At 41.6% G+C, this 16,152-nt stretch carries 10 protein-coding genes; all 10 read left to right on the forward strand.

All coding sequences use genetic code 11. The annotated features are described in order from the left end of the window. Positions 1-273 precede the first annotated feature (273 nt). The 10 genes from rimM to AX663_RS04725 all read left to right on the forward strand — a co-directional run bounded on the left by rimM (position 274) and on the right by AX663_RS04725 (position 16,093). Positions 274-792, forward strand: coding sequence for a ribosome maturation factor RimM (gene rimM / locus AX663_RS04680; RefSeq protein ID WP_060972851.1), 519 nt, complete (start codon positions 274-276; stop codon positions 790-792). Then, positions 782-1,501, forward strand: coding sequence for a tRNA (guanosine(37)-N1)-methyltransferase TrmD (gene trmD, locus AX663_RS04685; RefSeq protein ID WP_060972852.1), 720 nt, complete (start codon positions 782-784; stop codon positions 1,499-1,501). The genes rimM and trmD overlap by 11 nt, the downstream gene beginning before the upstream one ends. A 1-nt stretch (position 1,502) precedes the next feature. Then, a complete protein-coding gene (locus tag AX663_RS04690; RefSeq protein ID WP_060972853.1) occupies positions 1,503-2,501 on the forward strand; it encodes an NAD(P)/FAD-dependent oxidoreductase in 999 nt (332 codons plus the stop codon). A gap of 82 nt (positions 2,502-2,583) precedes the next feature. Further along, positions 2,584-4,998 (forward strand): DNA translocase FtsK, encoded by a 2,415-nt coding sequence (locus AX663_RS04695; protein WP_060972854.1) that lies wholly within the window; start codon positions 2,584-2,586, stop codon positions 4,996-4,998. 214 nt (positions 4,999-5,212) lie between these two features. Continuing rightward, complete coding sequence (gene pulA / locus AX663_RS04700) at positions 5,213-7,408, forward strand: type I pullulanase (protein ID WP_060972855.1); 2,196 nt, start codon at positions 5,213-5,215, stop codon at positions 7,406-7,408. A 169-nt stretch (positions 7,409-7,577) separates the two neighbouring features. Further along, complete coding sequence (glgB, locus tag AX663_RS04705; protein ID WP_049545333.1) at positions 7,578-9,458, forward strand: 1,4-alpha-glucan branching protein GlgB; 1,881 nt, start codon at positions 7,578-7,580, stop codon at positions 9,456-9,458. Between the two features lie 190 nt (positions 9,459-9,648). Further along, the gene (locus tag AX663_RS04710; protein WP_060972856.1) at positions 9,649-10,791 is read left to right on the forward strand and encodes a glucose-1-phosphate adenylyltransferase; all 1,143 of its coding nucleotides are present in this window, start codon (positions 9,649-9,651) and stop codon (positions 10,789-10,791) included. Then, on the forward strand, positions 10,781-11,917 hold the full coding sequence (glgD, locus tag AX663_RS04715; RefSeq protein WP_060972857.1) for a glucose-1-phosphate adenylyltransferase subunit GlgD: 1,137 nt from the start codon (positions 10,781-10,783) through the stop codon (positions 11,915-11,917). The genes AX663_RS04710 and glgD overlap by 11 nt, the downstream gene beginning before the upstream one ends. Further along, positions 11,914-13,344, forward strand: coding sequence for a glycogen synthase GlgA (gene glgA / locus AX663_RS04720; protein ID WP_060972858.1), 1,431 nt, complete (start codon positions 11,914-11,916; stop codon positions 13,342-13,344). The genes glgD and glgA overlap by 4 nt, the downstream gene beginning before the upstream one ends. Positions 13,345-13,687: 343 nt before the next feature. Further along, positions 13,688-16,093: a glycogen/starch/alpha-glucan phosphorylase gene (locus AX663_RS04725; RefSeq protein WP_060972859.1), complete on the forward strand. Its 2,406-nt coding sequence runs from the start codon at positions 13,688-13,690 to the stop codon at positions 16,091-16,093. Positions 16,094-16,152: the final 59 nt, after the last annotated feature.

The following is a 16,152-nucleotide window of genomic DNA, read 5'->3' on the forward strand; positions in this document are numbered from 1 at the left end:
TAAGACACCGCCTTTTCACGGCGGTAACACGGGTTCGAATCCCGTACGGACTATAAGTGCCAGCTAGAGAAAGCTGGTTTTTTTGTGTCCTTTTTGATAAAATAGAGGGGTTGACTGGCCTAGGCCAGACATTTTATACCACTTTAAAATCATAAATGACAAGACCTTGACCTGATGTAAAATGTTTGTTTTGTGATGGTTATCAGACGATGCCAAGCAGTTGGTCGAGTCGTGGTTTCATTTGAATAAGAAAACATATAATAAGGAAATTCAATGACATACTATAACGTTGGAAAGATTGTGAATACACAGGGCTTGCAGGGGGAACTTCGTGTTTTGTCTGTAACAGATTTTGCGGATGAGCGTTTTAAGAAGAAGAGTGTCTTAGCCCTTTTTGATGACAAAGACAATTACATCATGGATGTTGAGATTGCGAGTCACCGTAAACATAAAAACTTTGATATCGTTAAGTTTAAGGGGCTTTACCATATCAATGATGTGGAGAAGTATAAGGGTTGTAACCTCAAGATTGCTGAGGAAAACCTAACAGACCTTGATGATGGGGAATTTTACTACCATGAAATCATTGGCCTTGATGTTTACGAAGGTGATACTTTGATTGGTCAGGTCAAAGAGATTCTCCAACCGGGTGCTAATGATGTTTGGGTAGTAAAACGTAAAGGTAAGAAAGATTTGCTCTTGCCATACATCCCACCTGTAGTTCTCGATGTTGATGTTGCAGCTGGTCGTATTGAGGTTGAGCTCATGGAAGGATTAGACGATGAAGATTGATATCTTGACCCTATTTCCAGATATGTTTGCTCCCTTAGAGCATTCCATTGTTGGTAAGGCAAAGGATAAGGGCCTTCTAGAAATCAACTATCACAATTTTCGTGAAAATGCTGAGAAGGCTCGTCACGTAGATGATGAACCTTACGGTGGCGGTCAAGGTATGTTGCTACGTGCCCAGCCAATTTTTGATACCTTTGACAAGTTAGACGTCACAAAACCTCGCGTTATTCTCTTAGATCCTGCGGGTCGTACCTTTGATCAGGCCTATGCAGAAGAATTGGCGCAAGAAGAGGAATTGGTCTTTATCTGTGGTCACTATGAGGGCTATGATGAGCGCATCAAAACCTTAGTGACGGATGAGATTTCCTTGGGAGATTTTGTCTTAACTGGGGGAGAGTTGGCTGCAATGACTATTGTAGATGCGACTGTCCGCTTGATTCCTGAAGTTTTAGGTAAGGAAGCTAGTCATAAGGATGATAGTTTCTCATCAGGGCTTTTGGAATTTCCACAGTACACGCGCCCAGCTGAGTTTCGTGGCATGAAGGTGCCAGATGTTCTCTTGTCAGGGCACCACGTCAATATTCGACGTTGGCGTATGGAGCAGAGTTTGCGTAAGACCTGGGAGCGTCGACCAGATCTTTTGGAAAACTATGACTTTACGGATGAAGAACGTCAGATTTTAGAAGAGATAAAAGCAGAAGGAAAATAAAATGTCAGAAGAAAAGATTTATGATATTACCATTATTGGTGGTGGACCAGTAGGACTTTGGGCTGCCTTTTATGCCGGTCTACGTGGCATGACTGTTAATATTATTGAGAGTCTGTCAGAGCTTGGTGGACAGCCTGCCATTCTCTACCCTGAGAAGAAAATCTATGATATCCCTGCCTTTCCTCAAACGACAGGTGCCGAATTGACAGAAAATCTCTTGACCCAGCTTAAGCGTTTTGAAAATCGTGTCAGCATTCATTTGAAAGAGGAAGTTCAAACCTTTGAAAAAACAGAAGGTATCTTCACGATTGCTACTAGCAAGGGTCAACACTTGTCTAAGGCTATCGTCATTGCTTGTGGGAATGGTGCCTTCGCTCCCCGTCCTTTGGGTGTGGACAATGAAGAAGATTATGCGGATAATAACTTGTTCTATAATGTGCATAGCTTGGACCAATTTGCTGGCAAGAAGGTTGTGATTGCTGGTGGTGGGGATTCAGCTGTTGACTGGGCCAATCACCTAGATGGGATTGCTGAGAGCGTGACTTTGATTCACCGACGTGATGCTTTTCGTGCCCATGAGCATAGTGTAGAGCTTCTTCATCAATCATCAGTTAATGTGATGACACCTTATGTACCCCTTGAAATCAAGGGTGAAAGTGGTCTTGCCAAAAGTTTGACTGTTCAAAAAGTGAAGTCAGATGAAGTTGTGGAATTGCCGCTTGATACCCTTATTGTTAGCTTTGGCTTCTCAACCAACAATAAAAACCTTCGTAACTGGAACGTTGACTATAAACGTTCTAGCGTTACTGTTAATGCTCAATTTGAAACCTCACAAGAGGGTGTTTATGCTATCGGTGATGCAGCAGCATATGAAGGTAAGATTGACTTGATTGCTGTGGGAATGGGTGAAGCTCCTATCGCTATCAACCAAGCTATTCAATATATTGATCCAGATGGTAAGAATCGTCCGGTTCACTCAACATCGTTAATTGAAGAATAATGTCAAAAGAAGACTTTGTCTTCAATCTAAGGAGAGACTTGTCTCTCTTTTTTCATGTCTAAAAACGTGGTATAATACACCTATGGCTACAACGAAAAAAACGAAAAAAGGGGCGGCTTCTAAGAACGGTAAGAAGCGTCTTACAAAAGCAGAATTAGACAGACAGAAGGCGATTAAGCGAATGCTATGGACCTTCTTTTTTGCCTTTGTCTTAATTTTCCCAGTCTTTCGATTGGGTTTCTTTGGGGTTACCCTCTATAATATCTTTCGCGTATTTGTGGGGAGTATGGCTTACCCTTTAATTTTTGCTATCTATGTTTATCTCTTTGGCTTTAAATGGTTACGTAAACACAGTAACTATGTCACAGGATTTTGGATGGTCTTCGCGGGGCTCTTGTTGGAGTTTCATGCCTATCTCTTTAGTCTAGATCGTATGAACGGTCTGGATATTTTCCCTGGTACCAAGGACTTGCTTTTTGGGGAACTTGTGAGTGTGCAAGTAGCTCGTTTTGTGGGTGGTGGTATGTTGGGGGCTCTTCTGTATCAACCGATTTCCTTCCTCTTTTCAAATATCGGTAGCTTCATGATTGGGGTATTGATTATTCTCTTAGGGGCTTTCATTCTTAGCCCTTGGGATGTCTTGGATATCATGGAGTATGCTAAGGAAGCTTGGCAAAAAGGGGCTGAGAAGCGTTTGGAACGGATAGCACAACGTCAGGAAAAGAAGGCAGAACGTCAGGCTCAGAAAGAACGTGAGGCGGAAGAACGTGCCGAAGCCGAGCGTCTGGCTGATTTAACTGTTGACGAGGAGACGGGAGAAATCTTAGATGATGCTGCAGAGGAGTTACCACAAGAAACTGAGATTTTTGCATCTGAACCTGAAATCAGTGATTATGCTTCTGAGGACTACTATGATAATCTCCCTCCAGAGGATTATGAGGATTTCCAAGAAGATTATGCACCTTATCCAGAGGATGTGCCAAGCGAGGAGTTTCCACCATCTATGGTTGTTGAGGGAGATGATGCACCTGTCGAGGTTGATTTCACACCGAAGGAGCTCTTACAGTATAAATTACCTCAGATAGATCTCTTTGCACCTGATAAGCCTAAGAGTCAATCTAAAGAGAAAAACATCGTTCGTAAGAATATTCGAATCTTAGAAGATACTTTCGAGAGTTTCAATATTGACGTCAAGGTTGAGCGAGCCGAAATTGGACCATCAGTGACTAAGTACGAGGTCAAGCCTGCTGTTGGGGTTCGTGTTAATCGTATTTCAAATCTAGCTGATGACTTGGCTCTGGCTCTAGCTGCGAAAGATGTCCGTATTGAGGCCCCTATTCCTGGAAAATCTTTGGTTGGGATCGAAGTGCCTAACTCTGAGATTGCGACGGTTTCTTTCCGTGAACTTTGGGAACAGTCCAAGACGGATCCTAATAAGCTCTTGGAAGTTCCTCTCGGTAAGGCAGTTGATGGCTCGGCTCGTAGCTTTGATTTGGGACGGATGCCCCACTTGCTGGTGGCTGGGTCAACAGGTTCTGGTAAATCGGTTGCGGTTAACGGAATCATCTCTAGTATTCTTATGAAGGCTCGTCCTGACCAGGTTAAGTTCCTCATGGTCGATCCTAAGATGGTTGAGCTCTCTGTTTACAATGATATTCCTCATCTCCTTATCCCTGTGGTGACCAACCCACGTAAGGCCGCCAAGGCTCTTCAAAAAGTGGTAGATGAGATGGAAAACCGTTACGAACTCTTTAGTAAGTTTGGCGTACGTAACATTGCTGGCTACAATGCTAAGGTTGAAGATTGGAATGCCCAATCCCAAGAAAAACAGATTCCCCTACCTTTAATTGTGGTTATCGTTGATGAGCTGGCTGACTTGATGATGGTAGCCAGTAAGGAAGTGGAAGATGCCATCATTCGTCTGGGACAAAAAGCGCGTGCTGCGGGAATTCACATGATTCTCGCCACTCAACGTCCGTCGGTTGATGTTATCTCTGGTTTAATTAAGGCCAATGTGCCTTCTCGTGTGGCCTTTGCGGTGTCTTCGGGAACAGATAGTCGTACCATTTTAGATGAAAATGGGGCAGAAAAGCTACTCGGACGTGGGGATATGCTTTTCAAACCGATTGATGAGAACCACCCTGTTCGTCTACAAGGTTCCTTCATTTCTGATGATGACGTGGAACGTATTGTGACCTTTATAAAGGATCAGGCTTCTGCTGACTACGATGAGAGCTTTGACCCTGGTGAAGTTTCTGAGAATGATTTTGGTGGAGGTTCGTCTGCCAATGGTGGTAGCTCAGAAGGTGACCCACTCTTTGAAGAGGCCAAGGCTTTGGTCCTTGAAACACAAAAAGCAAGTGCTTCCATGATTCAACGTCGTCTGTCAGTTGGTTTCAACCGTGCCACTCGTTTGATGGAAGAGTTGGAAGAAGCAGGCGTTATCGGACCAGCTGAAGGTACCAAACCACGTAAGGTTTTGATGACTCAAGAATAATGAACTGGAAAGAGTCTCAAGCCTGGTTTTTAAAAGAATTAAGATAGACAAAAGAAATGAGAAAAATGAGTGTTTTGCCATTTATTTTCTCATTCTTTTTTTATGTTCAAAATAGACCAAAAAATTGCAAAATATTCCATAAGAACGCTTACAAAACGAACATTTTCTGCTATAATAGGAGAAAAAGTGAGTAATAAAAACTAAGGAGTAAAAAATGGACAATTTATTAACCGTTCATTTTCATAGTATGCATGGCGACTATTCCCGATACAGTATGTGGAAGTGGCTAGATGGTTATTGGGGCGAAGAAGCCCATTTTTCACGTGAAGATGATTTTGGCCTTGTTGGTCAGGTCACTTCTCCCTCTAATCGTTTTATTGATTCTGTCAATCTTTTGGTCAAAACGGAAGACTGGTCGAGGCAAACACATGATTATCGTGTCCGACGCTTCCTAGGGGATGCTCCCAATGCTATTTGGATAGTTGAAGGTGATCCAACGGTTTATTATTCTAAACAGGCAGCCTTGACTAGCCATAGTTTTGAAGGTCGCGACCAGCATGCCTTTGATATGGCTCTCCGAAGGCAGGAATTTGACCAGAAGTGGGGCTTTCAAGGTTGGTTAGGTCATAAGTATGAAAAAGGGGCTACAGAGTTTCGCCTTTGGTCACCTCTAGCTCGTCGTGTGCAGCTCTTGCTTTTTAAAAAGGGCAGTAAAAACCCTAAAATCATTAAGATGAGCCGAGGAACCAGTATCAATAAGGACCGTCATGAGATGAATACTCACGGTGTTTGGAGTGCCACTGTCAAAAAGGATTTGGATGGGGTAGCCTACCAATTTCGTGTGTATCATGAGGAAAGCTTCTATCAGGATACGAGAGACCCTTATAGCATCGCCCTTAGCTTAGATAATAAAAAAAGTTTAGTGGTCGATCCTAAGCGACTTGTACCAAGAGGGTATGAAAAGGTTACGAAGCAAAAAGCGAGCTGGCGTAATGAAAATGCTTGCTCATCCGTTATCTGTGAAATGCACCTCCGTGATTTCTCAATCTCAGAGACGTCTGGTGTTAAGAAGTCCTATAGAGGGACATACCTGGGTGCCTGTCAGAAAGGGACTAAAAATGCCCAAGGAGATGTGACTGGTTTTGATTACCTCAAACGCATGGGTTACAATTATGTCCAGTTGCAACCGGTCTTTGATCACCATAAAACCTACGATAAAGATGGGAAGCTTCTCTATAACTGGGGGTATGATCCTGAGAATTATAATGTCCCAGATCGTCAATTTGCTGCTGATCAAAAGAATCCCGTGGCACCAATTTTAGAGCTTAAGAAGATGATTCAGGCCTACCATGAGGCAGGCATTGGGGTCATCATGGATGTGGTTTATAACCATACTTACTCTTCTTACAGCTCTCCCTTCCAACTGTCTGTGCCGGCCTATTACTACCGTATGCATGACAATGGGTCTTTCCAAGACGGGTCAGGATGTGGAAATGAAACAGCCAGTGAAAAGGAAATGTACCGTAAGTATATGATTGATTCTTTGACCTATTGGGCAGAAGAATTTGGAGTGGATGGTTTCCGTTTTGACCTTATGGGTTTGCATGATGTTGCTACTATGAATGCCATTCGTTCGGCCATGGATGATATTGATCCTAGGATTCTTCTATATGGTGAAGGATGGGATATGGGAATTGGTCTTCCTGTGGATCAAAAGGGCAAGAAGGATAATGCAGCCTTGATGCCTAGAATCGGATTTTTCAATGACAATGCGCGTGACGCCGTTAAAGGGGCAGAAGTCTATGGACACATCAGTAACGGTTATGTGTCTGGAGCCCCATTGGAAGACCAGATCGCCAAGAGTCTGCTTGGTAGCCGTGGTTTTGTAAACTACCTCATGCCGGGTCAGGTTCTCAACTATATTGAAGCTCATGACAATTACAATTTGAATGATCTTATGCATCATTTGCATCCACATGATTCGCCAGAAGATATTGAAAAACGTATCTACTTGGCAAATGCTCTTAATCTAAGTATGCAAGGGATGTGTTTCATGCAGTTGGGACAAGAATTCCAGCGTAGTAAGATGGTTGCAACAGGTGAAGACGGAAACTACACGGAATCGGATGTTAAGCGTGCCATGAATAGCTACAATGCTCCTGATGCCGTTAATCAGGTGGATTGGAATCAAGTGACCCTTAAGAAAGACTTGGTTGCTAAAGTTGCCAAATTAATTGAGCGTAAGCAAACCGTACCAGAATTGTCATATCGTTCATATGCAGATATTTACGATAATCTCTATGTCGCAAAAGCGGAGTACGATTCAGGTATTGTTGAATTGCACATTTCTGGAAAATTACGTAAGACTTTTGTGTTCAATAATATGAAAAAAGATTTGGAGATTTACTGACAAGGCAGTCAAAAAATGTTATAATACAGGAAACGCTTACACAAGCAGTTTTATTCGCTTGTGAGCCCTATCAATCTGAAGGGTTTTCTAGTGTATTTACATATATTTCAATGTTTTAATTTCTTGATAGTTAGATCTATCAAGGCTAGTTTTAGAAAGGAGTGATGGTATGAATCTCGATGAAGCCATGTACACGTTTGGAACAGGTGAGAACTTCCACCTTCAGAATTATCTGGGTGTGCATGAATTGGAGGGAGAAGAAGGATTTGTCTTCCGTGTGTGGGCCCCTCATGCTGAGCAGATTCAGGTAATTGGAGATTTCACAGGTTGGTTTGATGAACCTCTGGATATGACCAAAAACCATATCGGTGTTTGGGAGGTAAGTTCAGCCCTCCCTCAAGAAGGACAACTCTATAAGTTCTTGGTGAAACGTAAGGGAGGTCAAGTCGTCGAAAAGATGGATCCTTTCGCTACTTACTTGGAACCACGTCCAGGAACAGGAGCTGTGATTCGTAAGAAGAAAACTAAGAAGTGGAAGGATGGCCTTTGGATGGGTCGTCGTAAACGCTTTGGTTTCCAAAAACGTCCGGTTAATATCTATGAAGCTCATGCATCATCTTGGAAACTAAAAGAGGATGGTCAACCTTATACTTTCAAAGAATTGAAAGAAGAGTTGATTCCATATTTGGTTGAGATGAACTATACCCACGTGGAATTCATGCCACTCATGGCTCACCCTCTTGGGATGAGTTGGGGTTACCAGCTCATGGGTTACTTTGCTTTTGAGCATACCTATGGTACACCAGAAGATTTTCAAGATTTTGTTGAAGCATGTCACCAGAATAATATCGGTGTCTTGGTAGACTGGGTCCCAGGTCACTATACACAGAATGACGATGCTTTAGCCTACTTTGATGGTACACCAACTTTCGAATATCAGGATCACGATCGAGCTCATAACTATCGTTGGGGAGCGTTGAACTTTGACTTAGGAAAAAATCAAGTACAGTCTTTCCTTATTTCAAGTGCTCTTTACTGGATTGAAAATTATCATATCGATGGTATCCGAGTGGATGCAGTTTCAAACATGCTCTATTTGGACTATGATGAGGGTCCATGGATGCCAAACAAGGACGGTGGTAACCGTAACTTGGAAGGCTATGGCTTCCTTCAAAAACTCAATCGTGAGATTAAAAAACGCTATCCAGATGTCATGATGGTTGCGGAAGAATCAACTGCAGCAACACCAATTACACAACCGATTGAAGAGGGTGGACTAGGTTTCGACTTCAAATGGAATATGGGTTGGATGAACGATATCCTCAAATTCTACGAAGAAGATCCAGTTTACCGTCAGTATGATTTCAATCTGATGACCTTTAGTTTCATGTATTGCTTCAATGAAAACTATGTTCTGCCATTCTCACATGATGAAGTAGTTCATGGTAAGAAGAGTATGATGCATAAGATGTGGGGGGATCGCTACAATCAGTTTGCTGGCCTACGTAACCTCTATACTTATCAACTCTGTCACCCAGGTAAGAAATTGCTCTTCATGGGATCTGAATTTGGTCAGTTCTTAGAGTGGAAATTTGATTACCAACTTGAATGGAATAATCTTGAAGATGAGATGAACCAGAAGATGCAGGCTTTCACTAGCCATATGAATGGTTTCTACAAGGACCATAAATCTCTCTGGCAGATTGATGATTCTTACGATGGTATTGAAATCATTGACGCGGATAACCGTGCTGAAAGTGTGCTTTCCTTCATTCGTAAGGATGACAAAGGCGATAAGGGTGACTTTCTTGTCTGTGTCTTCAACCTAGCTCCAGTGGAACGTCAAGACTTCACTATTGGATTGCCAGTCGCTGGTATTTATCAAGAAGTGCTTAACACTGAGATGGAAGAATTCGGTGGTGTCTGGAAAAAAGGAAATCCTGAAACTCGTACCCAAAAGGCGAAATGGAAGGATTATGAAAATACCCTTAGCTTCACATTGCCAGCTCTTGGAGCAAGTATCTGGCGTGTTAAACGTCGCTTGAAATAAAGGGTAGACTTAAACGTGTACACGATTTGTTTTTCAGTGGTGATAGCAAGGAAATCACGGTTGAAAGAAGCTGTTTGATGCCCAAACTATTGCCACACTGAGGAACTTACTTTAATTGTCATAATCAGTTTCGACTGATTGTTTCACATCCTTTTGAGGATGGAACTAAAAATCATGAGGGGGACTATTCATGAAAAATGAAATGTTGGCTTTGATCCTTGCTGGTGGGCAAGGAACTCGTCTTGGAAAATTGACCCAAAGTATTGCCAAACCAGCTGTTCAATTTGGTGGACGCTATCGTATTATTGATTTTGGTTTGTCAAATTGTGCCAATTCAGGAATTAACAATGTAGGTGTCATTACACAGTATCAGCCACTTGCTTTGAACAATCATATCGGTAATGGTTCAAGTTGGGGCTTGGATGGTGTTAACTCTGGTGTATCAATTCTTCAACCTTACTCAGCTAGTGAAGGTAATCGTTGGTTTGAAGGTACTAGCCACGCTATTTATCAAAACATTGACTATATCGATAGCATCAATCCTGAATATGTTTTGATTTTATCTGGTGACCATATTTACAAGATGGACTATGACGATATGCTCCAATCTCACAAGGACAACAACGCAAGTCTTACTGTCGCCGTTCTTGATGTGCCACTTAAAGAAGCTAGCCGTTTCGGTATCATGAACACTGATGCTAATAACCGTATTGTTGAGTTCGAAGAAAAACCTGAAAATCCTAAATCTACGAAAGCATCAATGGGTATTTACATCTTTGACTGGAAACGTCTTCGCAATATGTTAGTTTCAGCTGAAAAGAGCGCAGTTGATATGTCAGACTTTGGTAAGAACGTTATCCCAGCTTATCTTGAAACAGGTGAAAGCGTCTTTGCTTATGAATTTGAAGGCTATTGGAAAGACGTAGGTACTATCGAATCCCTTTGGGAAGCAAATATGGAGTATATCTCTCCTGAAAATGCTTTGGATAGCCGTAACCGTCAATGGAAAATTTATTCACGTAACATGATTGCTCCACCAAACTTCTTGGGTGAGCATGCTCATGTTGAAGATTCACTTGTTGTTGATGGTTGTTTGGTTGATGGAACTGTTAAACATTCTGTGCTTGCAACAAATACACAAATTCGTGAGGGGGCAGTCGTTGAAGATTCAGTGATTATGAGTGGTGCAGTTATTGGTAAAGGCGCAAAAATTAAACGTGCTATTATCGGTGAAGGGGCACACGTTTCCGATGGTGTGGAAATTGACGGTACAGAAGAAGTGCAAGTCGTAGGATACAATGAAGTAGTGGGGGTACCAAAAGATGAAGATTGATAAATATTCTGCAATTCTAGGAAATACCGTAGGGTTCCATGACATGGATGGTTTGACTGAACACCGTCCTATTGCCAGCCTACCATTTGGTGGAAAATATCGCCTCATCGACTTCCCATTGTCTAACTTGGCTAACGCTGGTATCCGTAGCGTCTTCGGTATCTTCCAAAACGAAAACATCAGTTCTGTCTTCGACCACATTCGTTCAGGTCGTGAGTGGGGCTTGTCAACACTCCTCAGCCACTACTACCTTGGTATTTACAACACCCCAGTTGAAAGTTCAACGGTTGATAAAGAATACTATAGTCAAATCTTGACTTACCTTAAACGTTCAGGGTCAGACCAAACGGTAGCGCTTAACAGTGATGTTTTGGTCAACATTGATCTTAACCAAGTCTTGCACCTTCACAATTCAACAAGACAAAAAATTACTGTTGTCTACAAAAAACTTCCTAAAGAACAAATCTCAGATGTAAACAGTGTTTTAGAAATTGATGAATCTGACAAAGTGCTTAGCCATGAGCTCTTCCAAGGTGGAGACAAAGAAGCCTACAACATGTCAACAGACATCTTCGTTGTGGATACTCCATATTTGATTGAAAAATTGGAAGAAGAAGCAGCTAAAGAAGAACCACGTAAACTTCGTTATGTGCTTCGTGATTTGGCAGTTTCTGAAAATGGTTTTGCCTACGAATACACTGGTTACCTTTCAAATATTCACTCAGTTAAAGCATACTTTGATGCTAACTTGGATATGTTGGAATCAGAAAAATTCTATAAACTTTTTGCACCAAACCAAAAAGTTTATACAAAAGTTAAAAATGAAGAGCCAACATACTATGCAGCTTCTTCTGAAGTTAAAGTGTCTCAGTTTGCATCAGGTTCTATTGTACGTGGTAAAGTGGAACACTCAGTGGTTTCACGTAATGTAGATTTGGCAGAGGGTTCAAGCGTGAGCTACTCAGTTCTCTTCCCACGTGTTACAGTTGGTAAAGGCGCTACAGTTGAGTATGCGATTGTGGATAAAGGTGTTGAAATCGCTGAAGGTGTTACTATTCGCGGTACAGAAAACAACCCAGTTGTCATCAAAAAAGGTAGCGTTGTAACAGAGGATATTGTACGATGAAAATTTTATTTGTAGCTGCTGAAGGTGCACCTTTCGCTAAGACTGGTGGTTTGGGTGACGTTATCGGTGCTCTTCCTAAATCTCTAGTCAAAAATGGTCACGAAGTTGCCGTCATTCTCCCATATTATGATGTGGTATCGGCTAAGTTTGGCGATCAGGTTGAAGACCTTGGCTTCTTCTATACAAATGTTGGTTGGCGTCGTCAATATGTCGGCATCAAGAAAATTGTACGTGATGGTGTGACCTTCTTCTTCATTGATAATGAACAGTATTTCAACCGTGGTACGGTATACGGTGAGTGGGATGATGGTGAGCGTTTTGGCTTCTTCCAAATGGCTGCCCTTGAGTTGATGGAAAAAGTGGACTTTATTCCAGATATTCTCCATGTTCATGACTACCACACAGCCATGATTCCATTCCTTCTTAAGGAAAAATACCATTGGATTCAAGCTTACCAAGGTATTAAGACAGTCTTCACTATCCATAATATTGAGTTCCAAGGTCAATTTGACAGTGGTATGCTTTGGGAAATCTTTGGTGTTGGTTACGAGCGTTATGCTGATGGTACTCTCCGTTGGAATGACTGCCTCAACTGGATGAAAGCAGCTGTTCTTTACGCAGACCGTGTAACAACAGTTTCTCCATCATACGCTAGTGAAATTCAAACACCTGAATTTGGTAAAGGTCTTGATCAAATCATGCGCATGGAATCTGGTAAGTTGTCTGGTATTGTTAATGGTATCGATACGGACCTCCTTGATCCAGAAACAGATGCTCACATTCCTTATCATTTCTCAGTGGATGATTTGTCAGGTAAAGCCAAAGACAAGGCAGCTCTTCAAGAACGTGTTGGTCTCCCAGTTCGTGAAGACGTTCCATTGATTGGTATTGTGTCACGTTTGACTGACCAAAAAGGTTTCGATTTGGTTGTCAACGAACTTCACAACATCTTGCAACATGATGTTCAGATTGTTCTTTTGGGTACTGGTTACAGCGACTATGAGAATTCTTTCTCTTGGTTCGGTCACGCTTACCCAGAAAAAATGTCTGCCAACATTACTTTCAACCTAGAGTTGGCTCAACAAATTTATGCTGGTTGTGACATTTTCCTTATGCCTTCAGCCTTTGAACCATGTGGCCTCTCTCAAATGATGTCTATGCGTTATGGTACCTTGCCAGTGGTTAGCGAGGTTGGTGGTCTTCGTGATACTGTTGAACCATACAACCCTGTGACAGGCTCAGGTACAGGATTCTCATTTGGTAACTTCTCAGGTTACTGGATGGTTCAAACCCTTGAAAAAGCTCTCGATGTTTACGAAAAGAATGCTGATGCTTGGAAACAACTCCAGCACAATGCTATGACACGTGACTTCTCATGGGATACAGCAAGTTTGGCATATGTTGATTTGTACAAACAATTAGTATAATTGCAAAGATAACTTTTCTCGCAAGGGAAAAGTTATCTTCGTGTAAAGCGTTTGAAAACGCTTCTATATAATCTTGACAAAAGTCAGGATAGCATCTCTCAATCTTGCTGATAAAGCAATGAAAGAGAAGATATCTAAAAATCTGAATAGAAGACTAACTCTAATCATGTTATAATAAACCTGACTGTTTTGACAGTTTTGTAAATAAAGATTTTGAAATATCTGTTTCGAATCTTGATTGGCAAGGTTTGGAAGTTTGAGGAAAATTTCCAATTCCCTCTTATCTGAATATTCACTCTATAAGATGTGTATCAAAGGTATAGAAGTATAAGAAAGGATTTCTATGCAAGTCGAAAATTTAACAAAAGAACAATTTATCCGTGATTTTAAAGACACGCTCCATCATGAGCAGTTGATTAAAGTGGCTAAGGCTACACCAACTGAAATTTTCACAGCCTTGGCTGGTTTGATTCGTAAGTATTACACTGACACATGGATTGAACGTAACCATGCGCTTTCAGACAATCAAGAAAAGATTGCTTTCTACTTCTCAATCGAATTCCTTCCAGGTCGTATGTTGGAAACTAACCTCCTCAACCTTGGTATTCTTGACCTTGTTAAAGAAGGTTTCGCAGAACTTGACATCGACTTCCGTGAAGTAGTAGAAGCTGAGCATGATATGGCACTTGGTAACGGCGGTCTTGGTCGTTTGGCTGCTGCCTTCATGGATTCGCTTGCAACTACTGGTTATCCAGGTTTTGGTAATGGTCTTCGTTACCGTTATGGACTGTTCAAACAACGTATTGTTGACGGTTACCAAGTAGAGCTACCAGATGGTTGGTTTGGTTCAACAGGAAATGTTTGGGAAACGCGTAAAGACCATGATATTGTCTATGTAAAACTCTTTGGTGATGTTGTCCTTGAAAGTGACGAAGATGGTCGTTTTGTTCCAACTTATAAGAATGCTCAAGTTCTTCGTGCTGTGCCTTACGATGTGCCACAAATCGGTTATCAAAATGGTGTGATTAACAACCTTCGTCTTTGGGATGTTGAAATTCCTGAAGAATACGAATTGGATTACCCTACTCTTGAAGCTCGACGTCGTGTGAAAGATATTACAGCCATTCTTTATCCAGATGATACAACGATTGAAGGTAAAGAATTGCGTTTGGTTCAGGAATACTTCATGACAAGTGCAGGTCTCCAAACCATTATCAAATCATACCTCAAGATGGGCTTGCCATTGAAAGATATCCACGAAAAGGTATCTGTTCACATCAATGATACTCACCCTGCGGTTGCACCAGCTGAATTCATGCGTCTCCTCCTTGATGAATACGGTCTTTCATGGGAAGATGCTTGGAATGCGACTGTTAAGACCATGAGCTACACTAACCACACTATTCTTCAAGAAGCCCTTGAAAAATGGGATCAACAGCTCTTCAAACGTGTTCTTCCACGTGTTTACCAAATCATCTTGGAAATAGATAACCGTTATGTAGCTGCAATGGCTGGACGTGGTGTTGCTGCAGATGTTATCGAACGCACTCGTATCGTGAAGGATAACCAAGTGCATATGGCTAACTTGGCGATTATTGGTGGTCACTCAGTCAACGGGGTTGCCAAACTCCACACAGAACTTCTTAAAGAAGATACCCTTCACGATTTCTATACTATTTATCCTGAAAAATTCAATAACAAGACAAATGGTATCGTTCAACGTCGTTGGACACAAATTGCAGCTCCAGAACTTTCAGCAGCAATTGATGACGTGATTGGTGACGGTTGGCGTAACGATATCCATGAGCTTGAAAACCTTACAACTTACTTGGATGACAAGGAAGTCTTGAACCAGTTCTATCAAGTTAAGAAGACTGCTAAACAACGTTTGGCAGACTATATCAAGGAAACAACAGGTGTAGAAGTGTCTACAGATGCTATCTTTGATGTTCAAGTAAAACGTCTTCACGCTTACAAACGTCAATTGCTTAACCTTCTTCACATCATCAAGCTTTATTGGGATCTTAAAGATAATCCAGATAAAGACATGGTACCTCGTGTATTCATCTTTGGTGCCAAAGCTGCCCCTGGTTATCACTTCGCAAAATCAGTTATTAAACTCATCAACGAAGTTGCCAATCTTGTTAACAATGATGAAAGCCTTCAAGGAAAACTTAAAGTTGTCTTCCTTGAAAACTACCGTGTCAGTCTTGCGGAACTTATCATTCCAGCAGCTGATGTCTCTGAGCAAATCTCATTGGCTTCTAAAGAAGCATCTGGTACATCAAACATGAAATTCATGATGACTGGTGCTATTACCTTGGCAACACTTGACGGTGCCAACATTGAAATCAAGGATGAAGTAGGCGATGAGAATGTTGTCATCTTTGGTATGGACAAGGACGAAGTTTATGAACACTATGCACGTCACGATTACTACTCTCGTGCAGTTTATGAGAATAACCAAGTCGTTCGTCGTGTCGTTGATACCTTTGTTAACGGTACGATTCCAAATGCTCAAGCTGAAGGTACTGAAATCTATGAAGCCCTCATCACCCACAACGATGAGTACTTCCTCTTGGAAGACTTCGCCGCTTATGTAGAAGCTCAAGAGAAAATCGATGCGCTTTATCGTGATCATGACAAGTGGGCACGCATGAGCTTGGCAAATATTGCTAAATCTCATAAGTTCACTTCAGATGATACGATTACAGAATACGCTAAAGAAATTTGGGAATTGAAAAAATAAGCGATAGCTTATGAATCACAAAAAGACAAAGGCTAGAAATGGTCGTTGTCTTTTTATTT

This window comes from Streptococcus sp. CCH8-H5 (assembly GCF_001556505.1).
Lineage (GTDB): Bacteria > Bacillota > Bacilli > Lactobacillales > Streptococcaceae > Streptococcus.